This is a genomic window from Paenibacillus sp. FSL H8-0537, assembly GCF_038051995.1.
Taxonomy (GTDB): domain Bacteria; phylum Bacillota; class Bacilli; order Paenibacillales; family Paenibacillaceae; genus Pristimantibacillus.
The window spans coordinates 5,677,283-5,702,207 of sequence record NZ_CP150290.1 but is presented as its reverse complement, the minus strand read 5'-3'; the positions used below and the strand labels follow the sequence as shown (position 1 = coordinate 5,702,207).

Below are 24,925 nucleotides of genomic sequence, written 5' to 3'. Positions count from 1 at the left end.
GAATGATTAGAGGATTAAGCAAGTCGGGATTAGGCTCCATTACAGATGAACAGCTGATTGAAAAAGCAGCAGAGTATGGATTTGGGGTCGTTGATATGGATGCCAAGGCGCTTGTAGACAAGCATGGAGAGCAAGGGGCGGCAAAGCTGCTGTCTGACCATCAGGTGACATTAGGCTCAATAGGGCTGAATGTGGAATGGCGCGGCACGGATGAGCAGTTTCGGGAGGGCCTGAAGCAGCTTCCGCTGCATGCGGCGGCTGCGGCACAATTGGGATGTACAGCCTGCTGTACGTACATTTTGCCTTCGACGGACTATAAATCGGCTCTGTTTACAGCGCTTGCCGTATCCCGCTTGCGCCTAATTGCCGACGTTTTGGACGCATATGGCATTCGGTTTGCGCTGGAGTTTGTGGGGCCACATCATCTGCGGACGGCATGGGCGAATCCTTTTATATGGACGGTTGAGGAGACGCTTGCGCTTATCTCGGCGATTAATCGGCCCAATGTTGGCTTGCTGGTGGACGCTTATCATTGCCATACGACGGGCTTTACGCCGGAGCATTTGCGAGGCCTCAGAGCTGATCAGGTTGTTCATGTCCACATCAATGATGCCCGCGACCTGCCTGTCGATGAGCTGCTGGATAATGACCGTCTATACCCAGGTGAAGGGATTATTGACCTGAAAGGCTTTCTTGCCGCGCTCGCAGACATCGGCTACAAGGGGCCAGTTGTCCAGGAGATATTGACCCGGACTGCTCCTGAGGAAACGCCGGATGAGCTGCTAAGTCGCTCAAAGGCTGGATTTGACAAGGTTTTTGCATAAAAGACTCCTTAAGCCAGCAGGTCGCCTGCGAACAGGGCAAACGCACATTTCTTGCAAGCGCCTATACCGTTTCGCCATTTCGTCCATAGGATACTGTGTACTTCAACCAAAGGAGATGGACAAATGAGCTACAATGTGGCAAACGCTGGAACTGGCTGTGCCCCTCATGGTGTAGGCGGAGCTTTTACAAGCGTAGGATCGATTCTCGTACTTTTCATCCTGCTTGTTATTATTACTCGCGCTTGCTGGCTATAGTCCAGTTATAGGATCAGGCGGCTCGGTGCCGGGCTAGGCGCTGGGCCGCAGGAACGTATATCTGAACAAAAAGGAGTTGAACAAATGAGCTACAATTTAGCAGGTGCAGGCTACGGCCACGGCTGCAGCCCCTTCACTAACGTAGGAGCAATTCTCGTCCTTTTCATTCTACTTGTTATCATCACTCGCGCTTTCATCTAATGAATGATTATTGATGTCTGCCGACATGTCTCTTAACTTTATAAGGTTTTGCATCATTTCCAAAGCGTGCAAAATCATGAAATAGGCTTAATCGTCCCGGAGCATCCCGCGCTCCGGGCTTTTACATAGCTGGAGCCGCATTTAGGGTGCGACAACGTAACAATTACGATATAATAAAGCTTATGTAGAAGGACGATAATGGATACGGGAGTTTTGAAGATGGAAAATAGCAAACCGCCAGTACCGATCTATTTGCTGACTGGGTTTCTCGGCAGCGGCAAGACGACGCTGTTAAAGCGCATGCTCGATTACTGGCAGGCTGAGGGTAAGAAAGCAGCTGTCATTATGAATGAGCTGGGCGATATTAATTTGGATGGGCAAGAAGTCGGAGACGAAGTGCCGATGGCCGAAATGCTGGGCGGCTGTATTTGCTGCACGATTCGCGGTGACTTGAGCTTGGAGATGAAGCTGCTGATGGATGAGCATCAGCCTGATATCATCGTCATTGAATCGACGGGTGCGGCGAATCCGATGGAAATTTTGGATGGCGTGACGGAAGCGGCCATGTATATGCGCATTGACCTGAGAGCGGTCATTACGGTCGTAGATGGCCCCGAGCTGTTAAGGCGAACTCGTGCCGGCAAAGGACGCACGCTTAAGCTGATGCAGGACCAGATTCGCTGCGCGAGCTTTTTGCTGCTCAATAAGGTGGACAAGCTGGAGCCGGAGCAGCTGGTTGAAGCGCAGCAGGCGCTGCGGGAGCTGAACACCCATGCCCAGATCGTTGCAACGATGCGCTGCATCATAGACGAGTGGTCTTGGCTGGATGCCCAGCAAGCGGCGGCTGCAGGCTCTTCCGCTTTGCTGCAGCCTGCAAACCAGGAGCACGCAGAAGCTGCACATGCCTGTGGTCCAGGCTGTTCCCATGAGCATGATGAGGATCATATCCATCACCATCATTCGCATGAGCAGGAAGAGCCGCACGCGCATCACCATCATTCGCATGACCATGTAATGGCGCTGACCCATTATTTACAGGGGCCTGTTGATAGTGTCCAGTTTGAGGCGCTGCTGAACAATCTGCCGGAGCAGGTGTACCGGGCGAAGGGTATCGTTACGTTCACGGATACAGCGAGCCGTTTTTTGTTTCAATATGCCTATGGGGAAAGCGATTTTATGAAAATAACACCGCAGGGGAAAGTCAATGATGTAGCCGTGTTTATTGGCGAGCATTTTTCCCGGGAAGAGCTGATTGCCGAGCTTTCGCAGCTGGAGAACGGCGCTTCATCTGGGGCATAAAGCAATCCAGCCAGCCAATAGTAAGAACGTCAGACGTCAGAGCAGAGGCTCTGGCGTCTTTTTATGCTGCTTCCGCTATCCTCTTGATTATGTTAAATCGCTGATGGACAAAATAACCAAGTAAGGGGCTGAAGCGAAATTCGCCCCCTTGCATCATGAACTTAGGCATGGCGATGAAAGGCTTCTGACAATAGAAATTTATTTCTTCGCTTATGCTCAGCAGAAAGGTTGTGTCCGAGGGATGAACAAGTCAAAAATAGTGCGGTCAGCAGCGGCATGCCTGCTCGCGGCAGCCATAATGGCGCCCGCAGCCTATGCCGCAGAGCCAGCCCAGCCAAAGGCGGAGCAGCAGCCTGACAGACTGCCAGCTGCCAAGGGCCATTTTCACGAGGAGCATAAAAAGCATCATCGCGAGCACGCGCTGGGCCATGAGCAGTATCGTCTAGCCAAGCTTCGTTATATGGCTGAATATTTCGGCATTGCTGTTGAAGGCAAGACCTCCGAGCAATTAAAAGGCGAGCTGAAGGCGGCGAAGGAAAAAGATCCAGCGAAGTGGGAAGCTTTCAAAGCGGAGAATCGGGCTAAGCGTCTGGAAATGCTGCGCCAAGCAGCGAAAGAGTATGGCCTTGAAACAGAAGGAAGAACCGCCGAGCAGCTGCGCGAGGATATTCGCAAGTTTCAACGTTCCAAAGACGCGGCAGACGATAGCAGGCGTTAAAATGGTCATATTTTCCTAGTAGGAAACAGGTTCGATAGGCCCTACCCAAGTAAAGCCGGAAAGCGCGAAAGCTCCCATCTTCTGTAAGGGAGCTTTCGGCAATAACAGAAGATGAGGCAGAGGAATACAGATTTAAGCACATTAGCAGCCAAGCGGGAATTTAGGGAAAACAGCTTTTTTTCAGGTAATAAAGCAGTTAATTTGAGATTCGACAATAATTGTCGCAATTTGTCGCGGCAATTTAAAATATTAAATTAATTTGGCGTTGTGTTTGGATTAATGCGTCAAGTATACTAGAACTATATCATAATTTGGCAAAATTCGTCGATTCTATAAGCAGCTTCATTTGGAGGAGGATAGGCACTTGAAAACAATGAGGGTTGGTATTGCGCATAAATTAATTTTTACATTGGGAGCCCTCATGATCCTGTCTTTCACTTTGCTTGCTTCCATTCAATTAATGAAGCTGTACGACGTTAGCTTGCGCCAAGGGGAACTGGTTGCGCAAAACCAGTCCAATGCTTACATAAGCAAGATGTCCTTAGAGATAAATGATGCCCTAATTAGACTTGAAGGCCTGCAGCAATCCTTGCAGCAAATGAAGGAATATAAGATGGCTGACCGCACAGAGGCAGTCAGGCTTATTGAAAATTTTGTGCGGGAACAGCCTTATATACTTGGTGTTTTTACGGTTTGGGAGCCTAATGCGTTCGATAATCGGGATGGGAATTTTCGCAATAAAAGCAGCTATGATGATGAGACGGGACGTTTTGTTCCCTATATTGTGCGTCAAGCCGATAGGATCGTTGCTTACCCAAATAAGAACTATGAGCAGGTCGGCGATGGGGACTACTACCAAATTCCTAAGCAGACGAAGAAATTCGCTTTATTGGAGCCTTATTATTATGATATTAACGGCGAGCGGATTTTAATTTCGTCGTTTGTTTATCCGATTTTGGATGATGAGGGCAACTTTCTAGGTGTCGTTGGAGCGGATATTTCGCTCGACATGGTGCAGCAGGAAGTGGAGAAAATTCGTCCTATGGGCGGCTACGCGACGATGATTACGGCTGGTGACAGCTACCTTGCTAATGGGCTCGATCGCGCGCTGGTATCCAAGCCCTACTTGCCTTTGCCGGATGGCAAATCTTTAGAGGAGCTGAAGGAGCAGGCCCTGACCATTATGTATACCTCCGACCCTATGGTGAGCGGGACTGTAATGAGGCTGCTTAACCCGATACATATAAAGGATCAAACCTGGTATTTTGAAACGATCATTCCGAAGGGCAATATGCTCAAGGACTATTATAAAGGCTTAAGCAACACCATTATCATTTCCCTGGTTGCTTTTATTTTCACAACGATGCTTATGATACTGCTCATTCGCAAAATCGTGCTCCAAAACATCCGCAAAGTGGTGCACGTGTCCTCAGCGCTAGTGGAGGGCGACACGAACCAGAAGCTGGACATTGACACGAAGGACGAGTTCGAATTTATGGCGCAGCAGTTCAATCGCATGATTGATCATCGCAAGGCGAGCGAGGAACTGATCGAATTTCAAGCGACTCATGATTTGCTAACGGGCTTGCCCAATCGTTATGGCTATACGCGTCATATTGAGCAAATACATACCGTGCTGTACAGCAGCAGCAAGCAGGCAGCGCTGCTTTATATCGATTTGGATCGCTTTAAAGTTATTAACGATACGCTCGATTATGCAATGGGCGACCAACTGCTCAAGCAGTTTGCAGACCGACTTAAACAGACCATTGGTGCCAATGGCCAGGTGTTCCGTTTTGGTGGAGATGAATTTGTCGTGCTTCTGAATGATGTGAATCATATGAATCCGCTGCTGCTTGTAGCCGATGATATTTTGTTTGCGATTGCTGAACCTATCCAATTGAATGACAGGCTTTTTTACATAACCGCAAGTATTGGCATTAGCTTGCAGCACGAGCTGACGGTGGAAACCGGCGACCGTATGGTCAAGGAGGCAGACACGGCGCTTTTTGTCGCTAAGAAGCAGCGCAATACAAGCAGGCTGTACTCTCCATCGATGAAGGATGTTTCAAAGCGGGAGCAGGAGCTGGAGAACGGTCTGTTCCCTGCTCTTGAAGGCGAGCAATTCGTATTGTATTACCAGCCAAAGGTGGATTTGAAATCCGGACAAATATACGGAGCCGAAGCTTTGATCCGCTGGCGCCATCCGGAGTTTGGCATGATCTCGCCGCTTGATTTCATCCCGCTTGCCGAGAAGACAGGCTTCATTATTCCGCTCGGGGAATGGGTGCTGCGAACAGCATGCAAACAAATTAAAATGTGGGAGCAGCAAGGCGTCACAGCGCTGACGGTCAGCGTCAATATGTCAATGCTGCAATTTCAGCAAAAGCATATCGTGGAGACGATCCAATCCATTATTACGGAAGCCTCCGTCCGCCCAGAGCAAATTGAGCTTGAGCTGACGGAGACGATATTTATGGATAATCCCGATCATACGCTTAAAATATTGCGCGAGCTGCAGCAGCTTGGCATTCGGCTTTCTCTGGATGATTTTGGAACGGGTTATTCGTCCCTTAGCTATTTGCAGAACATTCCACTGCATTATCTGAAGCTGGATAAATCGTTTATCCATGACATCGTCTCGGATTTCAAGAAGCAAATGATTTTTAAATCGTTGGTTGTAATCGCCCACAACCTGAACATGAAGGTTGTGACAGAAGGCGTCGAAACGGACGAGGAGCTGCAAATTATTCGCCAGCATAAATGCGACCTGGTACAAGGCTATATTTATAGCCCGCCGGTTACGGCTGAGTGTTTCATCGAACTTTACCACAAGCATGTGTCTTAAGGCTTGTATGCCTTAGATGAGAGTAAGTTAAGTCGGTTATGAGTAAAATAAGGAAAAGCTAGCAGGAGCTTCCCGTACAAGGGCAGGCTCTTTTTTCGTTCTTTAAGACAAGGCTTGTTGTATACCAAGAAATTTGCTAAAATAAAGCGGAAGTTATTTAGTAAATTTATTAACTAAACGAATGTGGTGGAGGAAATGGCAACGATTAAAGAAATTGCGGCTATGGCGGAGGTGTCTGCCGCGACGGTGTCACGTGTGCTCAACAACGATATGACGCTCGCTGTCGGCGAAGAGACGCGTGCGCGCATATTCGCGATAGCGGAAAAGTTGCAGTACAAGCCATCGCGTCTTAAACGGCTCAAGCAAGAAAGCCAGCGTTCACAGCTGCAAATTGGCTTATTGCTGAGCTTTACGCTTGAACATGAGGATATTGATCCTTACTTCCTGTCGATTCGCAGAGGGATTGAACGCCGCTGTGAGGAGCTCGGTATTGCCATCGGTAAAGTATGGCGCATTGGCGGACCTATGGAGCCTCATCCGCAGCTGGATGGCCTCATTGTCGTAGGCGGTGTAGCGCAGCGCGATGTTCGAATGCTGTACGAGGGCAACAAAGTGGTCATGATTGACCATCTGGGCAAGCTGCGGCATTATGACTCGGTCAACTTGAATTTTGAGCAGGCGGTTGAGGACGTTATGGAGCATCTGCTGGCGCTTGGACATACCAGCATTGGCTACATTGGCGGAGGAGTAGATCAAGCCGCTGACGAGCCGCGGCGCAAGCATATGCAGCTCCTGCTGGAGTCGCAAGGCATTTTGCGCCAGGAATGGGTGCTTGCTGGGGAATGGACAACAGGCAGCGGCTACGAGCTGATGAACAAGCTGCTAGGACAGGAAGAACGTCCTACAGCATGCTTTGTCGGCAGCGATCCGATGGCGATCGGTGCGCTTCACGCGCTGCATGAGCACGGTGTTGAGGTGCCGGAGCAAATGGCGATTGTCGGTTTCGACGACATTGAGGTATCAGCTTTCATACAGCCGCCGCTAACGAGCGTTAAAGCGTATACGGAGCAAATGGGCAAGACAGCCGTGCAGCTGCTTTTAGAACGGATTGAAGGCCGCGAGGTTCCGCTGCATGTCATGATGAATACGACGCTAATGGCGCGTGAAAGCAGCGGGACAGCCGGACATAATAAGGAGGCTAACGAATAATGGCTATTATTTTTGACGAACAAAATCAGCTTTTTCATCTGCAATCGAGAGAAACCAGCTATGTAATCGGATTGGTGAAAGGCGCTTATCCGGCACATGTCTATTGGGGCAAGCGGGTACGCGGCAGCCAGCTCGGAAGACTGCTTGAGCTGAAGGAGCGCTGCTCTTTCAGTCCTTCAACAGAAGCGGATGATTTTAAAATATCGCTAGACACGCTGCCGCAGGAATATCCGGCATTCGGCAACTCGGATTTTCGCTATCCGGCGTATCAAGTACAGCTGGCTGACGGAACGACGGTAACGGACCTGCGTTACGATTCCCACCGTATCGTACAAGGCAAGCCGGCGCTTGAAGGATTGCCGTCTGTTTATGTAGAGGGGGAGGATGAAGCGCAGACACTTGAAATTACACTTGCGGACAGCTATTCCGGCCTGCGTGTCGTACTGAGCTATACCGTATTCGAGTCGTATAACGCGATTACTCGCTCGGCTCGTGTCATTAATGGCGGAGAGAATACGCTGCAGCTGCTACGGGCGCTTAGTATGAGCCTAGATCTGCCGAATGACCACTACGATATGCTTCAGCTGTCAGGTGCATGGGCACGCGAGCGTTACATTCATCGCCGCCATCTTGAGCCGGGACTGCAATCGGTGGAAAGCCGCCGCGGCGCCAGCAGCCATGCGCAAAATCCATTTATCGCGCTGTTGTCCGAAGGGGCAACCGAGGATCATGGCGATGTGTACGGTGTAAACCTCGTCTACAGCGGCAGCTTTGTGGGTGGTGTTGAGGTTGACCAATACCATGCCGCAAGATTGTTTATCGGTATCAATCCGTTTGATTTCAATTGGAGACTGGAGCCGGGCGAGCAATTCCAGACGCCTGAGGCGGTGCTCGTTCATTCCTCCGAAGGGCTGGGCGGCATGTCCCGCAGCTTCCATGATCTCTATCGTTCGCGTCTTTGCCGCGGCAGCTTCCGTGACGAGAGCAGGCCGATTCTGATCAACAACTGGGAAGCTACCTATTTTAACTTTACAGCGGATAAAATTGAGGATATTGCTAAGGTTGGCAAGGAACTGGGCATGGAGCTGTTCGTCCTTGATGATGGCTGGTTTGGACAGCGCAATAGTGACAATTCGTCGCTTGGCGACTGGTTCGTTGACAAAAACAAGCTGCCGGGCGGTCTTGAGGAGCTGGTAGCGCGCATTCGCAAGCTGGATATGCAGTTCGGCCTGTGGTTTGAGCCGGAGATGGTATCGCCGAACAGCGAGCTGTATCGTGCTCATCCTGACTGGTGTCTGCATGTCGAAGGAAGACGCCGTACAGAGGCCCGCAATCAGCTGATATTGGATCTGTCCCGTGCCGACGTTCGCGATTATATTGTTAAAACGATTTCGGATGTTCTCGCTAGCGCGCCGATTACTTATGTGAAATGGGATATGAACCGCAATATGTCCGAGATCGGCTCAGCGCTGCTTCCAGCCGAGCGCCAGCGTGAGACGGCCCATCGCTACATGCTTGGTCTTTATGACGTGCTGGAGCGCATTACGTCTGCATTCCCGCATATTTTGTTCGAAAGCTGCTCGGGTGGCGGCGGACGCTTTGATCCGGGCATGCTGTATTACATGCCGCAAACTTGGACAAGCGATAATACCGATGCCGTATCCAGACTGAAAATTCAATATGGCACAAGCCTTGTCTATCCGATTAGCTCGATGGGCTCCCACGTATCGGATATTCCTAACCATCAGGTCGGCCGCAATACGCCGCTTGAGACTCGCGGCAATGTGGCGCTGTCTGGCAACTTTGGTTATGAGCTGGACTTGACGAAGTTCACCGACGAAGAGAAGGAAACGGTGAAAGACCAAATTGCGCTCTATAAAGAAGTCCGCCACCTGGTACAGTTTGGTGATTTCTATCGTCTGTCCAGCCCGTTTGAAGGCAATATTGCGGCATGGATGTTCGTTTCTAAAGACAAGAGCGAGGCGTTTGCTGTCTACACATCCGTCTTGCAGGAGCCGAATCCGCCGCTCAGCCGCTTCGTACTGAAAGGGCTAGATCCAAGCCGCGACTATGTATGGGAAGAGAATGGCGAGACATATGGTGGCGATGAGCTGCTGTATGCTGGACTTGCAGCGCCGCAATTCCATAACGATTATGCAAGCAAGGTTTACCGTTTCCGAGCTGCCGGCGTTTAAGCTGGCGTTCAGTCTGGAACCGTTTCGCATAGTCATGTTGTAGTCGACTTGAGTCAATAAGGCATGAATAAGAAACGAATAAGAAACGAATAAGAAACGAATAAGAAAAAAGCTTCCGGCGCCGCGAAAAGTGGCGGTGGAAGCTTTTTTTTGCATGCTGGTGGAGCAAGCATTTTTTCTGAATTTTTAGGTGTGGCTATTTGCAAAAACGTATAAGTATCATTATGCTCATCATCCTTAAGGCAGCGCTTTGCCGCGCGAGCAGTTATACAGTCTGTACCATTCCTCGCGCGTCAGGCGCAGCGTATCCGCATCTTTGCAGGCGAGTATACGCTTTGGATTGATTGAGCCGATAACCGGCTGAATGTTAGCCGGATGTCTCATCAGCCATGCGAGCACAATCGCTTCCGGCGTCGTATCCTTACGTTCCGCGAATTCAGCAACGAGCGCGGCTGTTGCAACAACCGATTCAGGGCTGTCGCCGAGCGGAGCGCCAGAATAGATGCCTTGGGCGAGCGGGCCCCACGACTGCAGCTGAATATTTTCCATGCGGCAATACTCCAGCGTCCCCTCCGGGAACACATTATCGCGTGCTGCGAGCTGATTGACATGCAAACCTGTATCAATAAATCCATGCTTGAGCAGGCTAAGCTCCAGTTGATTCACAATAAACGGCTCATCCGTATATGCACGAAGCAGTTTAATCTGTCCTTGGCTCATATTGGAAACGCCGAATGCGCGAACCTTGCCAGAAGCCTTAAGCTTCGAAATGGCGCTGGCCACTTCCTCCGGCTCGACAAGCGCGTCAGGGCGATGCAGCAGCAAAATGTCGAGATAATCCGTTTGCAGCCGCTCCAAAATGCCATCGACACTGCTTAAAATATGACTTTCCGAAAAGTCAAAGCGCTGAGGATCATCATCGCCGCCTTGCAGGCGAATCCCGCATTTGGACTGCAAAATAATTTGCTCACGCAGGCCCGGACGGTCCTTCAGCACTTGGCCGAAAACTTGCTCGGCTTTGCCGAACGTATAAATATCTGCATGATCGTACATATTGATGCCTATTTCCAGCGCTGCGTCGACTGCTTCATGGCCTTCCTTAAAATGCTCGGCCTCAATCGGATTACGGTTCCAGCCGCCGCCAAAGCGCATACAGCCGAGAACCAGCTGACTCGCTTCAATGCCGCGTTTATGCAAAGGGATCGAACTCATACGTTTATCAACCTCCATGTAAGTGATTACATCACCTCTTATTATAATGCTAAATGAACAAGCGTACAGTGCTTATTATTGAAAGCGAAACCGGGTTCCAGTTGCCGCGGCTGAACCTATGATCTCCATGCTTCGTTTATGTGGTTATTTAAGGCTGGGTCTTGGCGCGCTCTTTCATATAAAAGGTCGGCGTCCTTCCGGTAAAACGCTTGAACAGCCGCTGGAAGTAAGAAACGTCGCGATAGCCGACGAATTCAGCAACTTCACCAACCGTCAGCATGGAATCGATGAGTAGATAGATCGCTTTTTTCATCCTCGTATCATGAACGAAGGTGCTGATCGTCTGCCCAGTAACACGGCGGAACAGGGTAGCGGCATAGTTGGGGCTTTTCTGAATGTAGCTGCCAAGCTCCTCCTTCGTAATTTTTTCACGGTAATGGTTGAAAATATAATGCTTCATGCGCTCTACCTGCTGGTTCGTATCGGCCATCGCGGGTCCCTTGTTCCATTCGCGGTTCCATACCGCTAGCCATTCGGTTACGACAGACTGAGCGATTATATTCGCATACTCAGCCTGCTCCAGCCATTCCGCATGCAAATGCTTCATTCTGGCCAGCAGCATATCGTACATGCCGATACGGGATTTCACCCATGTCTGGCGCTGAAGCAGCGGCAGCACGGGAGCAGCAGACAACGTTATTGCAACAACAAACTTCTCATGAAAAACAGTAGGCACACATTTGCCATAATAAGCTTGATTCGGCGGAATATAGAGCAGGTCGCCTTTCTCGGCGATAACCTTCTCGTTCTCAATCCAATAGACGACGGTCCCGTAGCTCACCAGTATCAACGCGGCTTCGTTCGTATGTTTTGTATTTTTTTCGTAAAACCAATCCATTCCCCGGTCCTGCCGAACCGCTGTTACTTGCAGCATTTAGGCCATTAGCCCCCTTTTCAAAAATATAAGAAATTATAAGTTTCACTCTTATATTCAGCTTATATTCCACCCTCGAAACGGAAGCTTTGCCGCCAAAGGACGGCGAAAGCCGTTTACGCATGAACCGTACTATATTACATTTAGAATACTATATTTCGTAGTCTATTGAAACGGCTAGGTTTATAATAGGGGTATAAATGTTCAGGAGGAATGTGACTTCATGCGTAAAACCAAAATTGTTTGTACGATGGGACCTGCTTGTGATTCTATTGATACCTTAAGGGAAATGATCCGATCGGGGATGAATGTGGCGCGGCTGAATATGGCGCACGGGGAACTAGAGGATCATGCCGGGCGAATTGAGAGGATTCGCGAAGCGGCTGCTGCTGAAAATGCAATCGTGCCGATTTTGCTGGATATTAAAGGACCAGAAGTGCGGATTGGCAAGCTGGAGGAAGCTTCTTACCTGCTGGTGGCTGGCGAAACGCTAACGCTGACGACGGAAGAAGTGCTCGGCAATGGCCGCCGCATTCATGTTAACTATAGCGAGCTTCCGCTTGTCGTGAAGCCTGGCAATACGATTTTGCTCGACGATGGCCTGATTGATCTTGAGGTGGCATCGGTGGAAGCGACGGAAGTGCATTGTACGATCGTAAACGGCGGTCTGATCAAGCCGCGCAAAGGCGTTAACCTGCCGGGCATCCGCACGACGCTGCCGGGCGTAACGGAGCGCGACATTCGCCATATCCACTTCGGCATTCAGCAAAATATTGATATTGTTGCGCCTTCCTTCGTAAGAAGAGCGGAAGATATTTTGGAAATTCGCGAGCTGCTGCAGGCGCACGGTGCCGGCCATGTTCAAATCATTTCGAAAATTGAAAATGAAGAGGGCGTCGTCAACCTGGATTCCATCATTGCAGCATCGGATGGCATTATGGTTGCCCGTGGCGACTTGGGCGTTGAAATTCCAGTTCAGGATGTCCCATCGATGCAGCGCGACATGATCAATAAATGTAACGTAGCGGGCAAGCCTGTTATCGTTGCGACTCATATGCTGGATTCCATGCAAGTAAACCCGCGTCCTTCACGCGCTGAAGTGAGCGACGTTGCAGGTGCGGTTATGCAAGGAACGGATGCGATCATGCTGTCCGGCGAGACGGCTGCAGGAAAATATCCGGTCCAATCGGTTGCTACAATGGCTGCCATTGCGCTTAAAGCAGAGTCCCAGCTGGACTATTACGCAGGCTTCCAAGAGCGCCGTCAGAATGCTTCAACGACGATTACAGAGGTCATTAGCCAAGCGGTTGTCAGCTCCTCCCTTGAGCTGAAGGCGAAAGCGATCCTTACTCGTACGGAAAGCGGCTTTACGGCGCGGATGGTATCCAAATATCGCCCGCAATCGCCAGTTATCGCGATTACTTCGGACGAGAAGATTTTGCCGCTGCTGGCGCTGCTATGGGGCGTTATTCCGGTGAAGGGCACGAAGACCGGCACGACGGACGAGCTGCTGCATGCTGCAATGGCGGATGCGGAGCAAACGGGACTGCTTGCTGAGGGCGACTTTGTCGTCATTACGGCAGGAGCGCCAGTTGGTCTATCCGGTACGACGAATTTGATCAAAATCGAGCAATATGGCGTATAGCCGCAAGCCTAAATGATAAGCTGAACGTAAGCTAGAGCCCGAGCAAGAAGGAGCGTGTAAACAAGCCTTGCGCATGGATGTAGTCATGCAATCGCCTCCTCTATTGGTCGCATTTGGGCTCCAAACATTTCGTCATACTGACGCAAGTGTATTTCGGCTTATTTTGGAATATAGGTCTTATATATGTTTTTGATGTAGGATTGAGCCTGCGCAAGTGCCGTGCTATCGGTTAATGCGCCAGGCTTTTTCTTTAATGTTTCGAGATCGTGAAGCAGATTCAGTCGCCACTCACGGCATCCAACTAGTGTTGCATATATATCTACCCTGGCATGTACGACCCTTGCAGTGTCAAACATAGGCAGGCTCTGAAACAGGTAAGGCTGTTCTTCCTCCAGACATGCTGTCGCTGTCTTTCCTTCCCGCCGATCTTGGGGTTGGTTGTTCAGTTTTTCGCATACTTCTAGCAAAAAGTCGTTGTCCTCTTCTAACGTTTCGAACGTATCCCTAAAGGCGAATGCTTTACGCCTAGCTACTTCAACGGTCCTCTCAACATGCTCCTTTTCGTTTCCACTACGAGCATTGCAAAACCGAAACTCAAAGCCATAGTAAACAGATAATTGCAATAGCCCTTCGGTAGATTCTTTCTCATCACCGACAAATCGTTTGACTGCCCCCTTCATGTTGTCATAGACAAGGGCTTGGTACGCGGCGCCGTCAATAGGCTTAAAGAACCGTGTATAGCTTCTTGAAAGCATGCTGTCATTTGATTCGTGAATAAATAGGTCTAACGGTAATTTCCATAAGCAGAGGTAAAAACAGCCAAGAAGCATAGTCAACCGACAATCCTGCACAGCCTAACCGCCCCGCGAACGTTCCCGATGGTCCCCTAAATCGCCTCTTGGAATGAAATGGATCAAATCAGCGGTTGGATAAAAGGAAATGGATGGATTATATGGAAATAGTAAAAGGTGAAAACAGTTTTAATAAAGGATAGATTCCGCCCATTTTTTGGCCTGCTTTTTTAAATACTTAAGCAACAGAAGGGCAAATTGTCGTTTTCAACGGGTCCCATTCCGCTTTCTGGCTGACGTACCAGGCATCCATGTGCTGGCAGATCATCATGTTGTAGAGTCACATGTACCCCATCATTGTAAATCGGTGTCTACCGGGTTCCGGATTGCAGTCCATTTTCTCGCTATTTTGGAGCGACATAGAAAAGGTCGAGTTTTTTGGTTTAATAACCAAAAAAATCTATAATCATTCCTAAATGGTAAAAACCAATAGATTCAAAAATTGAAATAGGAGAGAATGAACAAAGGTGGTACAAGGAAAATCCTTGTCCCACCTATCTTTTTGGATGCCGAGAGGGTATTTAAGGCAGTGAGAATTCGCGGATGAAAGAACGTTATGGGAAATCTCCCAATATCTATAAAAATGAATGGTTACGCGCCTTCTTGGTCGCTTAATGTTTATTTTAGTCTTTTTTACTCACTTTTTACAATTTTTAAATTGTATATTTTTGATATTTTTGTTATAGTAGCCACATAAATACTATGATGTGGGTGATAGAGAGATGACTGCTCGAGAGAGTTCCTGGTTCTTGAATGCGCACGCCGGCTCTTTTGCAAAGCTCCGCTTATTTTGTTTTCCTTACGCCGGCGGCGGAGCCTCTGTATTTAGTAACTGGAAGCGAGAATTGCCGACTCACATTCATGTTTGTCCCGTTCAGCTTCCAGGCCGAGAGAGCAGAATGTTAGAGGATCCGATGGATTCCGTCGAGGCTATCGTTCATTCGCTTGTTTCGGAGATAACACCGTTTTTACATACGCCCTTCGCATTTTTTGGCCACAGCATGGGGGCGCTAATAGCCTTTGAAACCGCTCGTCAATTACACTTCAAGCATCATGTGGCTCCACTCCACTTATTCGTATCAGGTAAAACTGCGCCTCACTTGCCTTATCCAAGAAAATCCCTACACAAATTGCCCGATGATCAGTTTAAGAAAGAGCTTCAGCTCATGCAAGGCACACCTGAAGCAGTTTTACAGAATGATGAATTGATGGAAATTGTAATGCCTCAATTGCGGGCTGACTTTTCCGCTGTTGAAAACTATGAATACAGACCGGGAGAAGTGCTTCCTTGTCCGATTTCGGTTTTTGGCGGATTGCAGGACCATGACGTAAGTATTGAATCGCTTGACGCTTGGCAAGAGCATACAAATGGTGCATTCCAAGTGCAGATGTTGGAGGGCAATCATTTTTTTCTCCAAAAACAGGAACAAGAGGTCATCAGAAGTGTGCTGCGTGAATTATCACCTCAGATGAGGGGGGTTGCTGCAAGCGGTCCGGTTGTACGTTAACCAACTGCCGCATAAAAATGATGAAATCACGCTCATTGCTGTCCATCGCCGCCTATTAACGAAGTCTATTTGTTATGCACATTTTCATAATTATGGAGGGATTTTTTTATGACAACCACATTCGAAATGCTGGAATCCAATGTAAGATCTTATTGCCGTTCTTTTCCCGATGTCTTTGTGCGTGCGAAAGGCTCGGTATTGTACGCCGAGTCCGGCAAAGCGTTTATCGATTTCTTCGCCGGAGCCGGAGCGCTAAATTACGGACACAATAATGATTTTATCAAGCAACAGCTCATCCAATATCTGCAATCGGACGGCCTTAGTCACGGACTGGATATGTACACTTCCGCCAAGGAGACCTTTCTGCAGACGTTCTCAGACAAGATTCTGAAGCCACGCGGTCTCGACTATAAGCTTCAGTTTTGCGGTCCTACCGGAACCAATGCGGTAGAGGCGGCGCTGAAATTGGCAAGAAAAGTGAAGGGAAGGACGGGCGTGTTTGCTTTCATCGGATCGTTTCATGGGATGTCGCTTGGAAGCTTGTCCGCCACAAGCAGTCTATACCACCGCGAAGCGGGAGGATTGCCGCTGCATGATGTTACGTTTATGCCATTCCCAACGGGTTTTATCGACAGTTTGGATACGATTGGCTACATGGAAGCGATTTTAACGGACGATCACTCGGGCATAGCTAAGCCGGCAGCTATCATCCTTGAAACTATGCAAGCTGAGGGCGGCTTAAATGCGGCGCCTACCCAGTGGCTGCAGCAGCTGCGGGATCTTTGCAACCGTCACGATATTTTGCTGATCGTCGACGATATCCAGGTGGGCTGCGGACGAACAGGTTCATTTTTCTCCTTTGAACGGGCGGGGATTGTTCCTGATCTGGTCGTGCTCTCCAAATCAATCAGCGGTTATGGTCTGCCGATGTCGTTGCTGCTGCTAAAGCCCGAACTGGATGTTTGGCAGCCGGCTGAACATAACGGCACCTTCCGGGGAAATCAGCTTGCGTTCGTTGGCGCGACGGCGGCTCTTGAGCTCCGGGAATTGACGCAGTTGGAAGCAGAGACGGAACGTAAAGCGCAGTTTGTTGAGCAATACCTGAGGGAGCATATTCTGCCGATCAACCCACTCATTTCAATGCGCGGTATGGGATTGATATGGGGCATTGACGTTTCGGCTTGCCAGGATGAGAATCTCTCCAAAGCCATCGTATCTCGATGCTATGAGCTTGGACTGATTGTCGAACGAGCCGGACGTCAAGATATGGTTGTCAAGCTGATGCCTGCGCTTACGATTTCCATGGACGAACTAGCTGCCGGATGCGAAATATTTAGGCGGGGCGTATCGGAATGCTGCACCTTGATCGATTCACTTCAGCCTCAGCTGACATAAACATCGCCTAGAAGAACGGACGGCGTTGGCGCCTGCCAAGCGATCTGGCTGGTAGCGATCATTTTGGCGGTTACATAGCACAACGTCGGACGTCTGGCTAGGCTTCGCGTACCTCGGAGGTTCAATCAAGCATTTATCAAGGGGAGAGACGATGAAAAACAACAATGTTCCATTATTTCCATTAACGCAACCCCAGGAGCGGATTTGGTATACCGAATTGCTATATCCAAATCGAACGACCTCGACGATCATTGCGATAGTGAAAATAACAGGCCGCATCGATGTGTTTGCTTTGAAGCAAGCCATAAACAAAGTCATTGAGCAAAGCGACTCTTTTCGTATCCGATTGAAGACGGAGAATGGAGTTCCTTATCAATACGTTCGGGATTATGAGGAGAAGGATTTCGAATGTATTGATTTGAGCAAGGAGCAGGCGGAGCAAAGGATGCTTGAGCTTCGGTCGATTCCGCTTGAGCTGCTGGAATCCGAGCTGCACCGGTTCGTTGTGGTACGGATTGGGGACGAGGAGACGTGGATCAATTTCAAGATGCATCACATCGTATCCGATGGCATCTCCATGAATTTGGCCGCAAACGAAATCATGCAGCATTATTCGAATATCATAAGGGGCAACAGCTCTCCTTGTAAGTACAGCTCTTATATCGATTTTATTCAGGTCGAGCACGACTACGAGCAATCCGAGCGCTATCAGAAGGACAAGGACTATTGGCTCGCAAAATTCGGCACTATGCCCGAAGCCACTAGTTTGAAGTCATACAATCCGTTAACAGTGGGCACGGACGCAAGAGTCGATAGATGGTTGCTTGAAGACGAACTGCATCATGGCGTAAAAGCCTTTTGCGAGGAGCATCAGATCAGTATCTTTACCTTCTTTCTGAGTGCTTTATATATTTACATGCATAAGGTAACGAGCGAGCAGGATGTGGCAATTGGCACATTGTATGCGAACCGGACGACAAGGAAAGAAAAAGAAACGGTCGGTATGTTCGTCAGTACGGTCGCAACGAGGATGTTGGTGGAGCCTGAGCAGGAATTACTTTCGTTTCTAAAAAATGTCGCCAAAGAACAAGCCTCCATCCTGCGCCATCAGCGTTATCCGTACAATAAGATCATTCAGGACTTGCGAGAGGCTCACCGCAATCAGGATGTCCAGCGGTTGTTTGGCGTTTCGATACAATACCGACCAGTGAGCTTCTTTCGTATGGATGAGGCAGTTATGCATGGGAATCAAGATTACACCGGGGATTCGGTTAACGACTTTGATATTCATGTGCTGGATTTTGCAGATGATGGAAAGCTCTTTGTTGATCTGTATTACCGCACGCAGCTATTTGGCGAGCATGAAGCGAAGGCGATTATCCATCAATTCATCTGTATCTTGGAGCATATGATTCGCAGCCCGTATCAGAAAATCTCCGAGCTGTCGCTTATTAGCGAAGAGGAGCAGCGCAGGCTGATCACTGCCTTCAACGATACGGATGCGGATTACCCGAGAGAGAAGACGATTCACATGTTGTTCGAGGAGCAGGCGGAGTGTCATCCGGATGCAGTCGCGGTCGAGTACGAGGACGAGCGGCTGACGTACCGCGAGCTGAATGAGCGGGCGAACCGTCTGGCGCGCACCCTGCGCAGCCAAGGTGTAGGGGCGGATCAGTTGGTAGGCATTATGGCTGAACGTTCCCCTTCCATGGTGATCGGGATTCTCGCTATCTTGAAGGCGGGTGGGGCGTATGTGCCGATCGATCCAGAGTATCCAGAGGAGCGTATCCGCTACATGCTGGACGATTCGGGAGTCGGTGTGCTGCTGCTGCAAGCGCATTTGCGGGACAAAGCGACGTTTGCGGGTGTCTGCCTGCTTCTGGATGACGAGCAGACCTACGCAGCGGACAGCACGAGCCTGACCTCGGTTAACCAGCCGAACGATCTGGCTTATGTGATCTATACGTCGGGAACGACGGGCAAGCCGAAAGGCACCTTGATCGAGCATAAGAACGTCGTGCGGCTGCTGTTCAACAGCAAGAACCGGTTCGACTTCGGCCCATCCGATACGTGGACCTTGTTCCACTCATTCTGCTTCGACTTCTCGGTGTGGGAAATGTACGGGGCGCTGCTGTACGGGGGCAAGCTGGTGATTGTGCCGCCGATGACGGCGAAACAGCCGGCACAGTTTCTGCAGCTGCTGAAGGAGCGTGGGGTCACGATCCTGAACCAGACGCCGACGTATTTCTACCAGCTGCTTCGCGAAGCACTGACGGAGAGCGGGCAGACGCTGAGCCTTCGGAAGGTCATCTTCGGAGGAGAGGCGCTGGCGCCGCAGCAGCTGAAGGACTGGAGGAAGAGGTACCCGGCTACGGAGTTGATCAATATGTACGGGATCACCGAAACGACGGTGCACGTGACCTACAAGGAAATCACCGAGGTGGAAATCGCCGAGGGGAGAAGCAATATCGGAAGACCGATCCCGACGCTGAAGGTGTATGTGCTGGATGGTAAGCGCCGATGCGTACCAGCGGGAGTAGCAGGGGAGATGTATGTGGCCGGAGAGGGTTTGGCGCGCGGTTACTTGAACCGCCCAGAGCTGACGGCAGAGAAATTCGTGGACGATCCATTTACGCCAGGGGAGCGGATGTACCGATCGGGAGATCTGGCGAGATGGTTGCCAGACGGGAACATCGAATACATGGGACGAATCGACCATCAAGTGAAGATACGCGGGTACCGAATCGAGCTTGGGGAAGTGGAAGCGCAGCTGTTGAAGGTAGAGTCGGTGCAGGAAGTACTGGTCATGGCGCGAGAGGATGAAAGCGGCGAGAAGCAGCTGTGCGCGTACGTGGTAGCAGACAAACTGCTGACGGTGAGCGAGCTAAGAGGAAGGCTGCTGCAGGAGATGCCGGGGTACATGATCCCATCGTACTTCGTGCAGCTGGAGAAGATGCCGCTGACGTCGAACGGGAAGACGGACCGCAAGGCGCTGCCCGCTCCGGAGGGAAGCGTGAATACCGGTGCGGAATACACCGCGCCCCGTACACCGCTGGAAGAGCAGCTCGTGCAGATTTGGCAAGAGGTGCTTGGGACGGAAAGGATCGGAGTGAAGGACAATTTCTTCGATCTTGGCGGGCATTCCCTGCGTGCGACTGCGTTGGCAAGCAAGCTCTACAAAGAGATGAACGTCAATCTGTCGCTGCGGGACGTATTCCGGCTCCCGACCATTGAGGAAATGGCTCGGGCGATGGGCGGGATGGAAGAGAAGATGTATGCCTCCATACCGCTCACCGAAGAAAAGGAGTATTACCCGGTATCTTCAGCGCAGAAGCGGCTTTATATTCTGCAACAGTTGGAAGGAGCAGAGCAAAGCTACAACATGCCGGGGATTATGAGGCTTGACGGCATACTTGACCGGAAACGGCTTGAAGAAGCTTTCCGGCTTTTAATCGCGCGCCATGAGACGCTGCGAACCGGCTTTGTGCTGGTGGATGGAGAGCCTGTGCAGCGGATATACCCGCAGGCGGATTTGATATTGGAGCATCGGCAAGTAAGTGATGAAGAAGCGCAGGAGGCGATGCGACATTTTGCCCGAGCGTTCGATTTGGGACAGCCGCCATTATTACGTGCAGGTCTGCTGGAGTTGTCAAAAGAGAGCCAACTTCTGCTGCTGGATATGCATCATATCATCTCCGACGGCGTGTCCGTGGATATCCTAGTGGAGGAGCTTGTCCGCTTATACGGCGGCGAGGAGCTTCCTGAGCTGCGGATACAGTACAAGGATTACGCGGTATGGCAGCAATCCGAAGCGCAGCGCGAGCGTTTGAACAAGCAGGGAGCCTACTGGCTGAGCCAGTTTAGCGGAGAACTGCCGGTGCTGGAGCTGCCGACAGATTATGCGCGTCCCGCCGTGCAGCGGTACGATGGCGATACGCTGCAGTTCCGTATGGATGCCGAGAAGAGCGAGGGCTTGAAGCGAATTGCGGCGGAAAACGGCGCGACGCTGTACATGGTATTGCTGGCGGCGTATACGATTCTGCTGCAAAAGTACACGGGTCAGGAAGATATGATCGTCGGCACGCCAATCGCGGGAAGGACACATGGCGACCTGCAGCCCTTGATCGGGATGTTCGTCAATACACTGGCGCTGCGCAACGGCCCGTCTGGAGAGAAAACATTCCTGTCGTATCTGGCGGAAGTCAAGGAAACAACCTTGGGTGCCTACGAGCACCAGGATTATCCGTTTGAAGAACTGGTGGAAAAATTGCAGCTGACCCGCGACTTGAGCCGCAATCCGCTCTTTGACACCATGTTTTCGCTGCAAAGCTTGGAAAATAGAGCCTATCATCTCGAGGGCCTTAAACTGGCCTTGTATCCTAATGCCCATTCGGTGTCGAAATTTGACCTAAGCCTGGACGTCATGGAAGGCAGTGACGGGTTAGAATGCGCCCTCGAATACGCAACCGCGCTGTACAAGCAAGAAACGGCAGAGCGGTTGGCGAAGCACTTCGAGCAAGTGGTCGCCGCGATCGTGAACGATCCGGGCGCGAAAATCGCGTCGTTAGGGATGCTGACGACGGAGGAGCAGGAGCAGATTCAGCGCGTATTCAATCCAGAGACCGCGCCGCCGCTGCTGGAGAAAACCTTCCATCACCTGTTTGAGGAACAAGCGGAGCGGAGCCCGGAGGCGACGGCGGTGGTGTACGAGGAGAAGCGGCTGACGTACCGCGAGCTGAACGAGCGTTCGAACGCTCTGGCGCGCAGCCTGCGAGCCCAAGGGGTGAAGCCAGATCAGCTGGTCGGCATTCTAGCGGATCGGTCGGTGGACATGCTGGTCGGGGCCCTGGCGGTATGGAAGGCGGGAGGCGCTTATGTGCCGCTCGATCCGGATTACCCGTCCGACCGGATCCGTTTTATGCTGGCGGACAGCGGAGCGGAAGTGCTGCTGACACAGACGCATCTAGCGGAGCGGACGCGGGAGTGGCTGACGGAAGAGCAGACGCTGCAGAGCGTGCTGTGCTTGGATGACGAGGCGCTGTACCGCGAAGGCGCGTCGAACGATTCGAACCGGATGAATTTGACGCACGTCAACAAGCCGAGTGATCTGGCCTATGTGATTTATACGTCGGGGACGACCGGACGGCCGAAGGGCGTCATGATCGAGCACCGCAGTCTGGTGAATACGGCGGATGGCTATCGCCGGGAGTACCGCCTGAACGAGTTCCCCGTCCGGCTGCTGCAATTAGCGAGCTTCTCCTTCGACGTGTTCGTGGGGGATATAGCGCGGACGCTGTACAACGGGGGAACGATGGTCATTTGTCCAAAGGACGACCGGATCGACCCTTCCCGGCTGTACAGCTGGATACGGGAATGCGAGATTACGATCTTCGAATCGACACCAGCGCTGATCGTGCCGTTCATGGCGTATATCGCCGAGCAGGAGCTGGCGCTTCCCTCGATGCGGCTGCTGATTACGAGCTCAGACAGCTGCAGCGTGGGGGATTACCGGGAGCTGCAGGAGAGATACGGCGGGCAGATCCGCATCATAAACGCCTACGGCGTGACGGAAGCGGCGATCGACTCGAGCTACTACGAGGAGCCGTTGGAGAAGCTGCCGGAGACAGGGAACGTGCCGATCGGCAAGGCGTGGCTAAACGCACGGTTTGCGATCGTCGATGCGCATCTGAATCCGGTGCCGGTGGGCGTGCTAGGCGAGTTGTGCATCGGAGGAGCGGGGGTGGCCCGAGGCTACTGGAATCAGCCGGAGCTGACGGCGGAGAAGTTTGTGCCGAGCCCGTTCGAAGCGAGGGAGCGTCTATACCGGACGGGGGATCTGGCGCGCTGGATGCCGGACGGGAACGTGGACTTTATCGGACGGATCGACCATCAGGCGAAAATCCGGGGATACCGGATCGAGATCGGAGAGATCGAGTCGCAGCTGCTGAAAGCGGAAGGCATAGGAGAAGCGGTCGTGGTGGTGCGAGAGGACGCAGGCGGGGAGAAAGCCCTGTGCGCGTACTACACGGCGGAGAATGAGCGGAAGGCAAGCGAGCTGAGAGCGGCGCTTTCGCAGGAGCTGCCGGGGTATATGATCCCGTCGTACTTTGTACAGCTGGAGAGGCTGCCGCTCACGGCGAACGGCAAAATCGACCGCAAGGCGCTGCCAGCACCGGAAGGTGGACAGAGTGGGGTGGAGCATGTTGCGCCACGGACAGCGCTGGAGGCGAAGCTGGCAGGCATCTGGCAGGAGGTACTCGGGGCTGAGCAGGTTGGCGTTCGAGACAACTTCTTTGATCTTGGGGGCCACTCCTTGCGGGCAACCACGCTGGTCAGCAAGATCCACAAGGAGCTGAACGTGAATCTGCCGCTGCGGGACGTGTTCCGCCACGCTACGGTCGAGGAAATGGCCGAAGCCATCAACCGGATGGAGCAAACGGAGCACGTCTCCATTCCTACGGCTGAAGAAAGCGATTATTACCCGATGTCTTCAGCGCAGAAACGGCTGTATATTTTGCAGCAAACGGAGGGAGCGGAACTAAGCTATAACATGTCGGGAGCGCTGTTCCTTTTGGGGCCGCTCGACCGGGTGCGTTTCGAAGCGTCGTTCCGCGCTCTGATTGCGCGTCATGAGACGCTGCGCACCGGGTTTGAGCTAGTAGACGGCGAGCCGGTACAGCGGATATACCCGCAGGTGGATTTTGCGGTGGAGTATAGGCAGGCAACGGAAGAGGAAGCCGAGGAAATTGCACGACAATTTGTCCGCACCTTTGATCTGGAGCAGCCTCCTCTGCTGAGGGTTGGGCTGATTCAAATAGAAAAAGAACGCCACATTCTGTTGTTTGATATGCACCATATCATTTCCGATGGCATTTCCATCAACATTGTGGTAGATGAATTTGTTCGTTTGTACAGCGAGGAGACGTTGCCCCCTCTGCGGATTCAATATAAGGATTATGCCGTATGGCAACAGTCCGTAGCGCAGCGCGAACGAATGAAACACCAGGAGGCTTACTGGACGAATGTTCTGAGCGGCAAACTGCCACGCTTGGAACTGCCGACCGATTTCGCCAGACCGGCCATTCGCAGCTATGAGGGAGCTGTGCTGAGCATCGTCATCGACAATCAGAGAAGCGAAGGACTGAAGCGAATTTGCGAGGAAACCGGGTCAACCCTATACATGGTGCTGTTGGCGGCTTATACGGTTTTGCTTCATAAATACTCCGGTCAGGAAGACATTATCGTGGGCGCGCCGATTGCGGGAAGAACGCATACAGATGTAGAGCCGCTGATCGGAATGTTCGTCAATACGCTCGCCATCCGCAGTTATCCGGCGGGAGAGAAGAAGTTCCTGTCCTATTTGGAGGAAATGAAGGAGACGACTCTCCAAGCTTATGAGCACCAGGATTACCCGTTCGAGGAGCTTTTGGAAAAAGTGCAGGTTGCCTGGGAATTAAGCCGCAATCCGTTGTTTGACACCGTCTTTGTGCTGCAGAACACCGATGACCGAAGTATTGGCGAGATCAGAGAGATGACCGTAGAACCGTTCATGCATTATCAAACGATCGCCAGATTCGATCTGACCCTGGAACTGAAGGTAGAGAAGGATGGCACGATTAGCGGTCAATTCGAATATTGTACGAAATTGTTTACTCCGAATATGATTCGTCATTTCGCCGAGGATTTATTAACGATTATTAGCCAGATTTGTGAACAGCCTTACGTCCTGTTGAACACGATTTCGCTTACACGTAGTGCGGAGCAAGAGCAGCTCCTTGAAGAATTCATTGATTTTGCTTTTTAGTTTTCATTCGCTGCAAGTGTGCGTGAT

15 protein-coding genes are annotated in these 24,925 nt (G+C 51.2%); 12 read left to right on the top strand and 3 right to left on the bottom strand.

From position 1 onward, the window contains the following. Positions 1-2: 2 nt before the first annotated feature. From MHB80_RS24085 to MHB80_RS24050, 8 genes are all read left to right on the top strand, one after another. The gene (locus MHB80_RS24085) at positions 3-824 is read left to right on the top strand and encodes a sugar phosphate isomerase/epimerase family protein (RefSeq protein ID WP_341279343.1); all 822 of its coding nucleotides are present in this window, start codon (positions 3-5) and stop codon (positions 822-824) included. A 123-nt stretch (positions 825-947) separates the two neighbouring features. Next, entirely contained in the window at positions 948-1,079 is a 132-nt protein-coding gene (locus tag MHB80_RS24080; protein ID WP_341279342.1) for a YjcZ family sporulation protein, read from the top strand. A gap of 84 nt (positions 1,080-1,163) precedes the next feature. Next, a complete protein-coding gene (locus MHB80_RS24075) occupies positions 1,164-1,280 on the top strand; it encodes a YjcZ family sporulation protein (protein ID WP_231594100.1) in 117 nt (38 codons plus the stop codon). Between the two features lie 219 nt (positions 1,281-1,499). Then, on the top strand, positions 1,500-2,579 hold the full coding sequence (locus MHB80_RS24070) for a GTP-binding protein (protein ID WP_341279341.1): 1,080 nt from the start codon (positions 1,500-1,502) through the stop codon (positions 2,577-2,579). 241 nt (positions 2,580-2,820) lie between these two features. Beyond that, positions 2,821-3,297 carry a hypothetical protein gene (locus MHB80_RS24065; RefSeq protein WP_341279340.1) on the top strand — a complete coding sequence of 159 codons (477 nt, stop codon included), beginning with the start codon at positions 2,821-2,823 and terminating at the stop codon, positions 3,295-3,297. Between the two features lie 373 nt (positions 3,298-3,670). Further along, the gene (locus tag MHB80_RS24060) at positions 3,671-6,145 is read left to right on the top strand and encodes an EAL domain-containing protein (RefSeq protein WP_341283064.1); all 2,475 of its coding nucleotides are present in this window, start codon (positions 3,671-3,673) and stop codon (positions 6,143-6,145) included. A gap of 195 nt (positions 6,146-6,340) precedes the next feature. Beyond that, positions 6,341-7,354 carry a LacI family DNA-binding transcriptional regulator gene (locus MHB80_RS24055; RefSeq protein WP_341279339.1) on the top strand — a complete coding sequence of 338 codons (1,014 nt, stop codon included), beginning with the start codon at positions 6,341-6,343 and terminating at the stop codon, positions 7,352-7,354. Continuing rightward, a complete protein-coding gene (locus MHB80_RS24050) occupies positions 7,354-9,549 on the top strand; it encodes an alpha-galactosidase (RefSeq protein ID WP_341279338.1) in 2,196 nt (731 codons plus the stop codon). The genes MHB80_RS24055 and MHB80_RS24050 overlap by 1 nt, the downstream gene beginning before the upstream one ends. Before the next feature lie 237 nt (positions 9,550-9,786). Here MHB80_RS24050 and MHB80_RS24045 read toward each other — a convergent pair whose 3' ends face one another. After that, the gene (locus MHB80_RS24045; protein WP_341279337.1) at positions 9,787-10,761 is read right to left on the bottom strand and encodes an aldo/keto reductase; all 975 of its coding nucleotides are present in this window, start codon (positions 10,759-10,761) and stop codon (positions 9,787-9,789) included. Between the two features lie 148 nt (positions 10,762-10,909). Continuing rightward, positions 10,910-11,695 (bottom strand): AraC family transcriptional regulator, encoded by a 786-nt coding sequence (locus MHB80_RS24040; protein ID WP_341279336.1) that lies wholly within the window; start codon positions 11,693-11,695, stop codon positions 10,910-10,912. Positions 11,696-11,918: 223 nt separating this feature from the next. Between MHB80_RS24040 and pyk the strand changes: the two genes are divergently transcribed. Then, positions 11,919-13,340, top strand: a complete 1,422-nt coding sequence (gene pyk, locus MHB80_RS24035) for a pyruvate kinase (protein WP_341279335.1) — start codon at positions 11,919-11,921, stop codon at positions 13,338-13,340. Between the two features lie 158 nt (positions 13,341-13,498). On the opposite strand, the gene MHB80_RS24030 is transcribed toward pyk, so the two are convergent. Beyond that, positions 13,499-14,176 (bottom strand): hypothetical protein, encoded by a 678-nt coding sequence (locus MHB80_RS24030; protein WP_341279334.1) that lies wholly within the window; start codon positions 14,174-14,176, stop codon positions 13,499-13,501. A 737-nt stretch (positions 14,177-14,913) separates the two neighbouring features. Here MHB80_RS24030 and MHB80_RS24025 point away from each other — a divergent pair. From MHB80_RS24025 to MHB80_RS24015, 3 genes are all read left to right on the top strand, one after another. Beyond that, positions 14,914-15,699 carry an alpha/beta fold hydrolase gene (locus MHB80_RS24025; protein ID WP_341279333.1) on the top strand — a complete coding sequence of 262 codons (786 nt, stop codon included), beginning with the start codon at positions 14,914-14,916 and terminating at the stop codon, positions 15,697-15,699. A 108-nt stretch (positions 15,700-15,807) separates the two neighbouring features. Next, on the top strand, positions 15,808-17,094 hold the full coding sequence (gene ectB, locus MHB80_RS24020) for a diaminobutyrate--2-oxoglutarate transaminase (RefSeq protein WP_341279332.1): 1,287 nt from the start codon (positions 15,808-15,810) through the stop codon (positions 17,092-17,094). A gap of 151 nt (positions 17,095-17,245) precedes the next feature. Next, positions 17,246-24,898 (top strand): amino acid adenylation domain-containing protein, encoded by a 7,653-nt coding sequence (locus MHB80_RS24015; protein WP_341279331.1) that lies wholly within the window; start codon positions 17,246-17,248, stop codon positions 24,896-24,898. Positions 24,899-24,925: the final 27 nt, after the last annotated feature.

Bases quoted from the DNA above. Each gene is read 5' to 3' on its own strand.
- MHB80_RS24085 (WP_341279343.1), top strand. From the start codon at position 3: ATGATTAGAGGATTAAGCAAGTCGGGATTAGGCTCCATTACAGATGAA.
- MHB80_RS24080 (WP_341279342.1), top strand. From the start codon at position 948: ATGAGCTACAATGTGGCAAACGCTGGAACTGGCTGTGCCCCTCATGGT.
- MHB80_RS24075 (WP_231594100.1), top strand. From the start codon at position 1,164: ATGAGCTACAATTTAGCAGGTGCAGGCTACGGCCACGGCTGCAGCCCC.
- MHB80_RS24070 (WP_341279341.1), top strand. From the start codon at position 1,500: ATGGAAAATAGCAAACCGCCAGTACCGATCTATTTGCTGACTGGGTTT.
- MHB80_RS24065 (WP_341279340.1), top strand. From the start codon at position 2,821: ATGAACAAGTCAAAAATAGTGCGGTCAGCAGCGGCATGCCTGCTCGCG.
- MHB80_RS24060 (WP_341283064.1), top strand. From the start codon at position 3,671: ATGAGGGTTGGTATTGCGCATAAATTAATTTTTACATTGGGAGCCCTC.
- MHB80_RS24055 (WP_341279339.1), top strand. From the start codon at position 6,341: ATGGCAACGATTAAAGAAATTGCGGCTATGGCGGAGGTGTCTGCCGCG.
- MHB80_RS24050 (WP_341279338.1), top strand. From the start codon at position 7,354: ATGGCTATTATTTTTGACGAACAAAATCAGCTTTTTCATCTGCAATCG.
- MHB80_RS24045 (WP_341279337.1), bottom strand. From the start codon at position 10,761: ATGAGTTCGATCCCTTTGCATAAACGCGGCATTGAAGCGAGTCAGCTG.
- MHB80_RS24040 (WP_341279336.1), bottom strand. From the start codon at position 11,695: ATGCTGCAAGTAACAGCGGTTCGGCAGGACCGGGGAATGGATTGGTTT.
- pyk (WP_341279335.1), top strand. From the start codon at position 11,919: ATGCGTAAAACCAAAATTGTTTGTACGATGGGACCTGCTTGTGATTCT.
- MHB80_RS24025 (WP_341279333.1), top strand. From the start codon at position 14,914: ATGACTGCTCGAGAGAGTTCCTGGTTCTTGAATGCGCACGCCGGCTCT.
- ectB (WP_341279332.1), top strand. From the start codon at position 15,808: ATGACAACCACATTCGAAATGCTGGAATCCAATGTAAGATCTTATTGC.
- MHB80_RS24015 (WP_341279331.1), top strand. From the start codon at position 17,246: ATGAAAAACAACAATGTTCCATTATTTCCATTAACGCAACCCCAGGAG.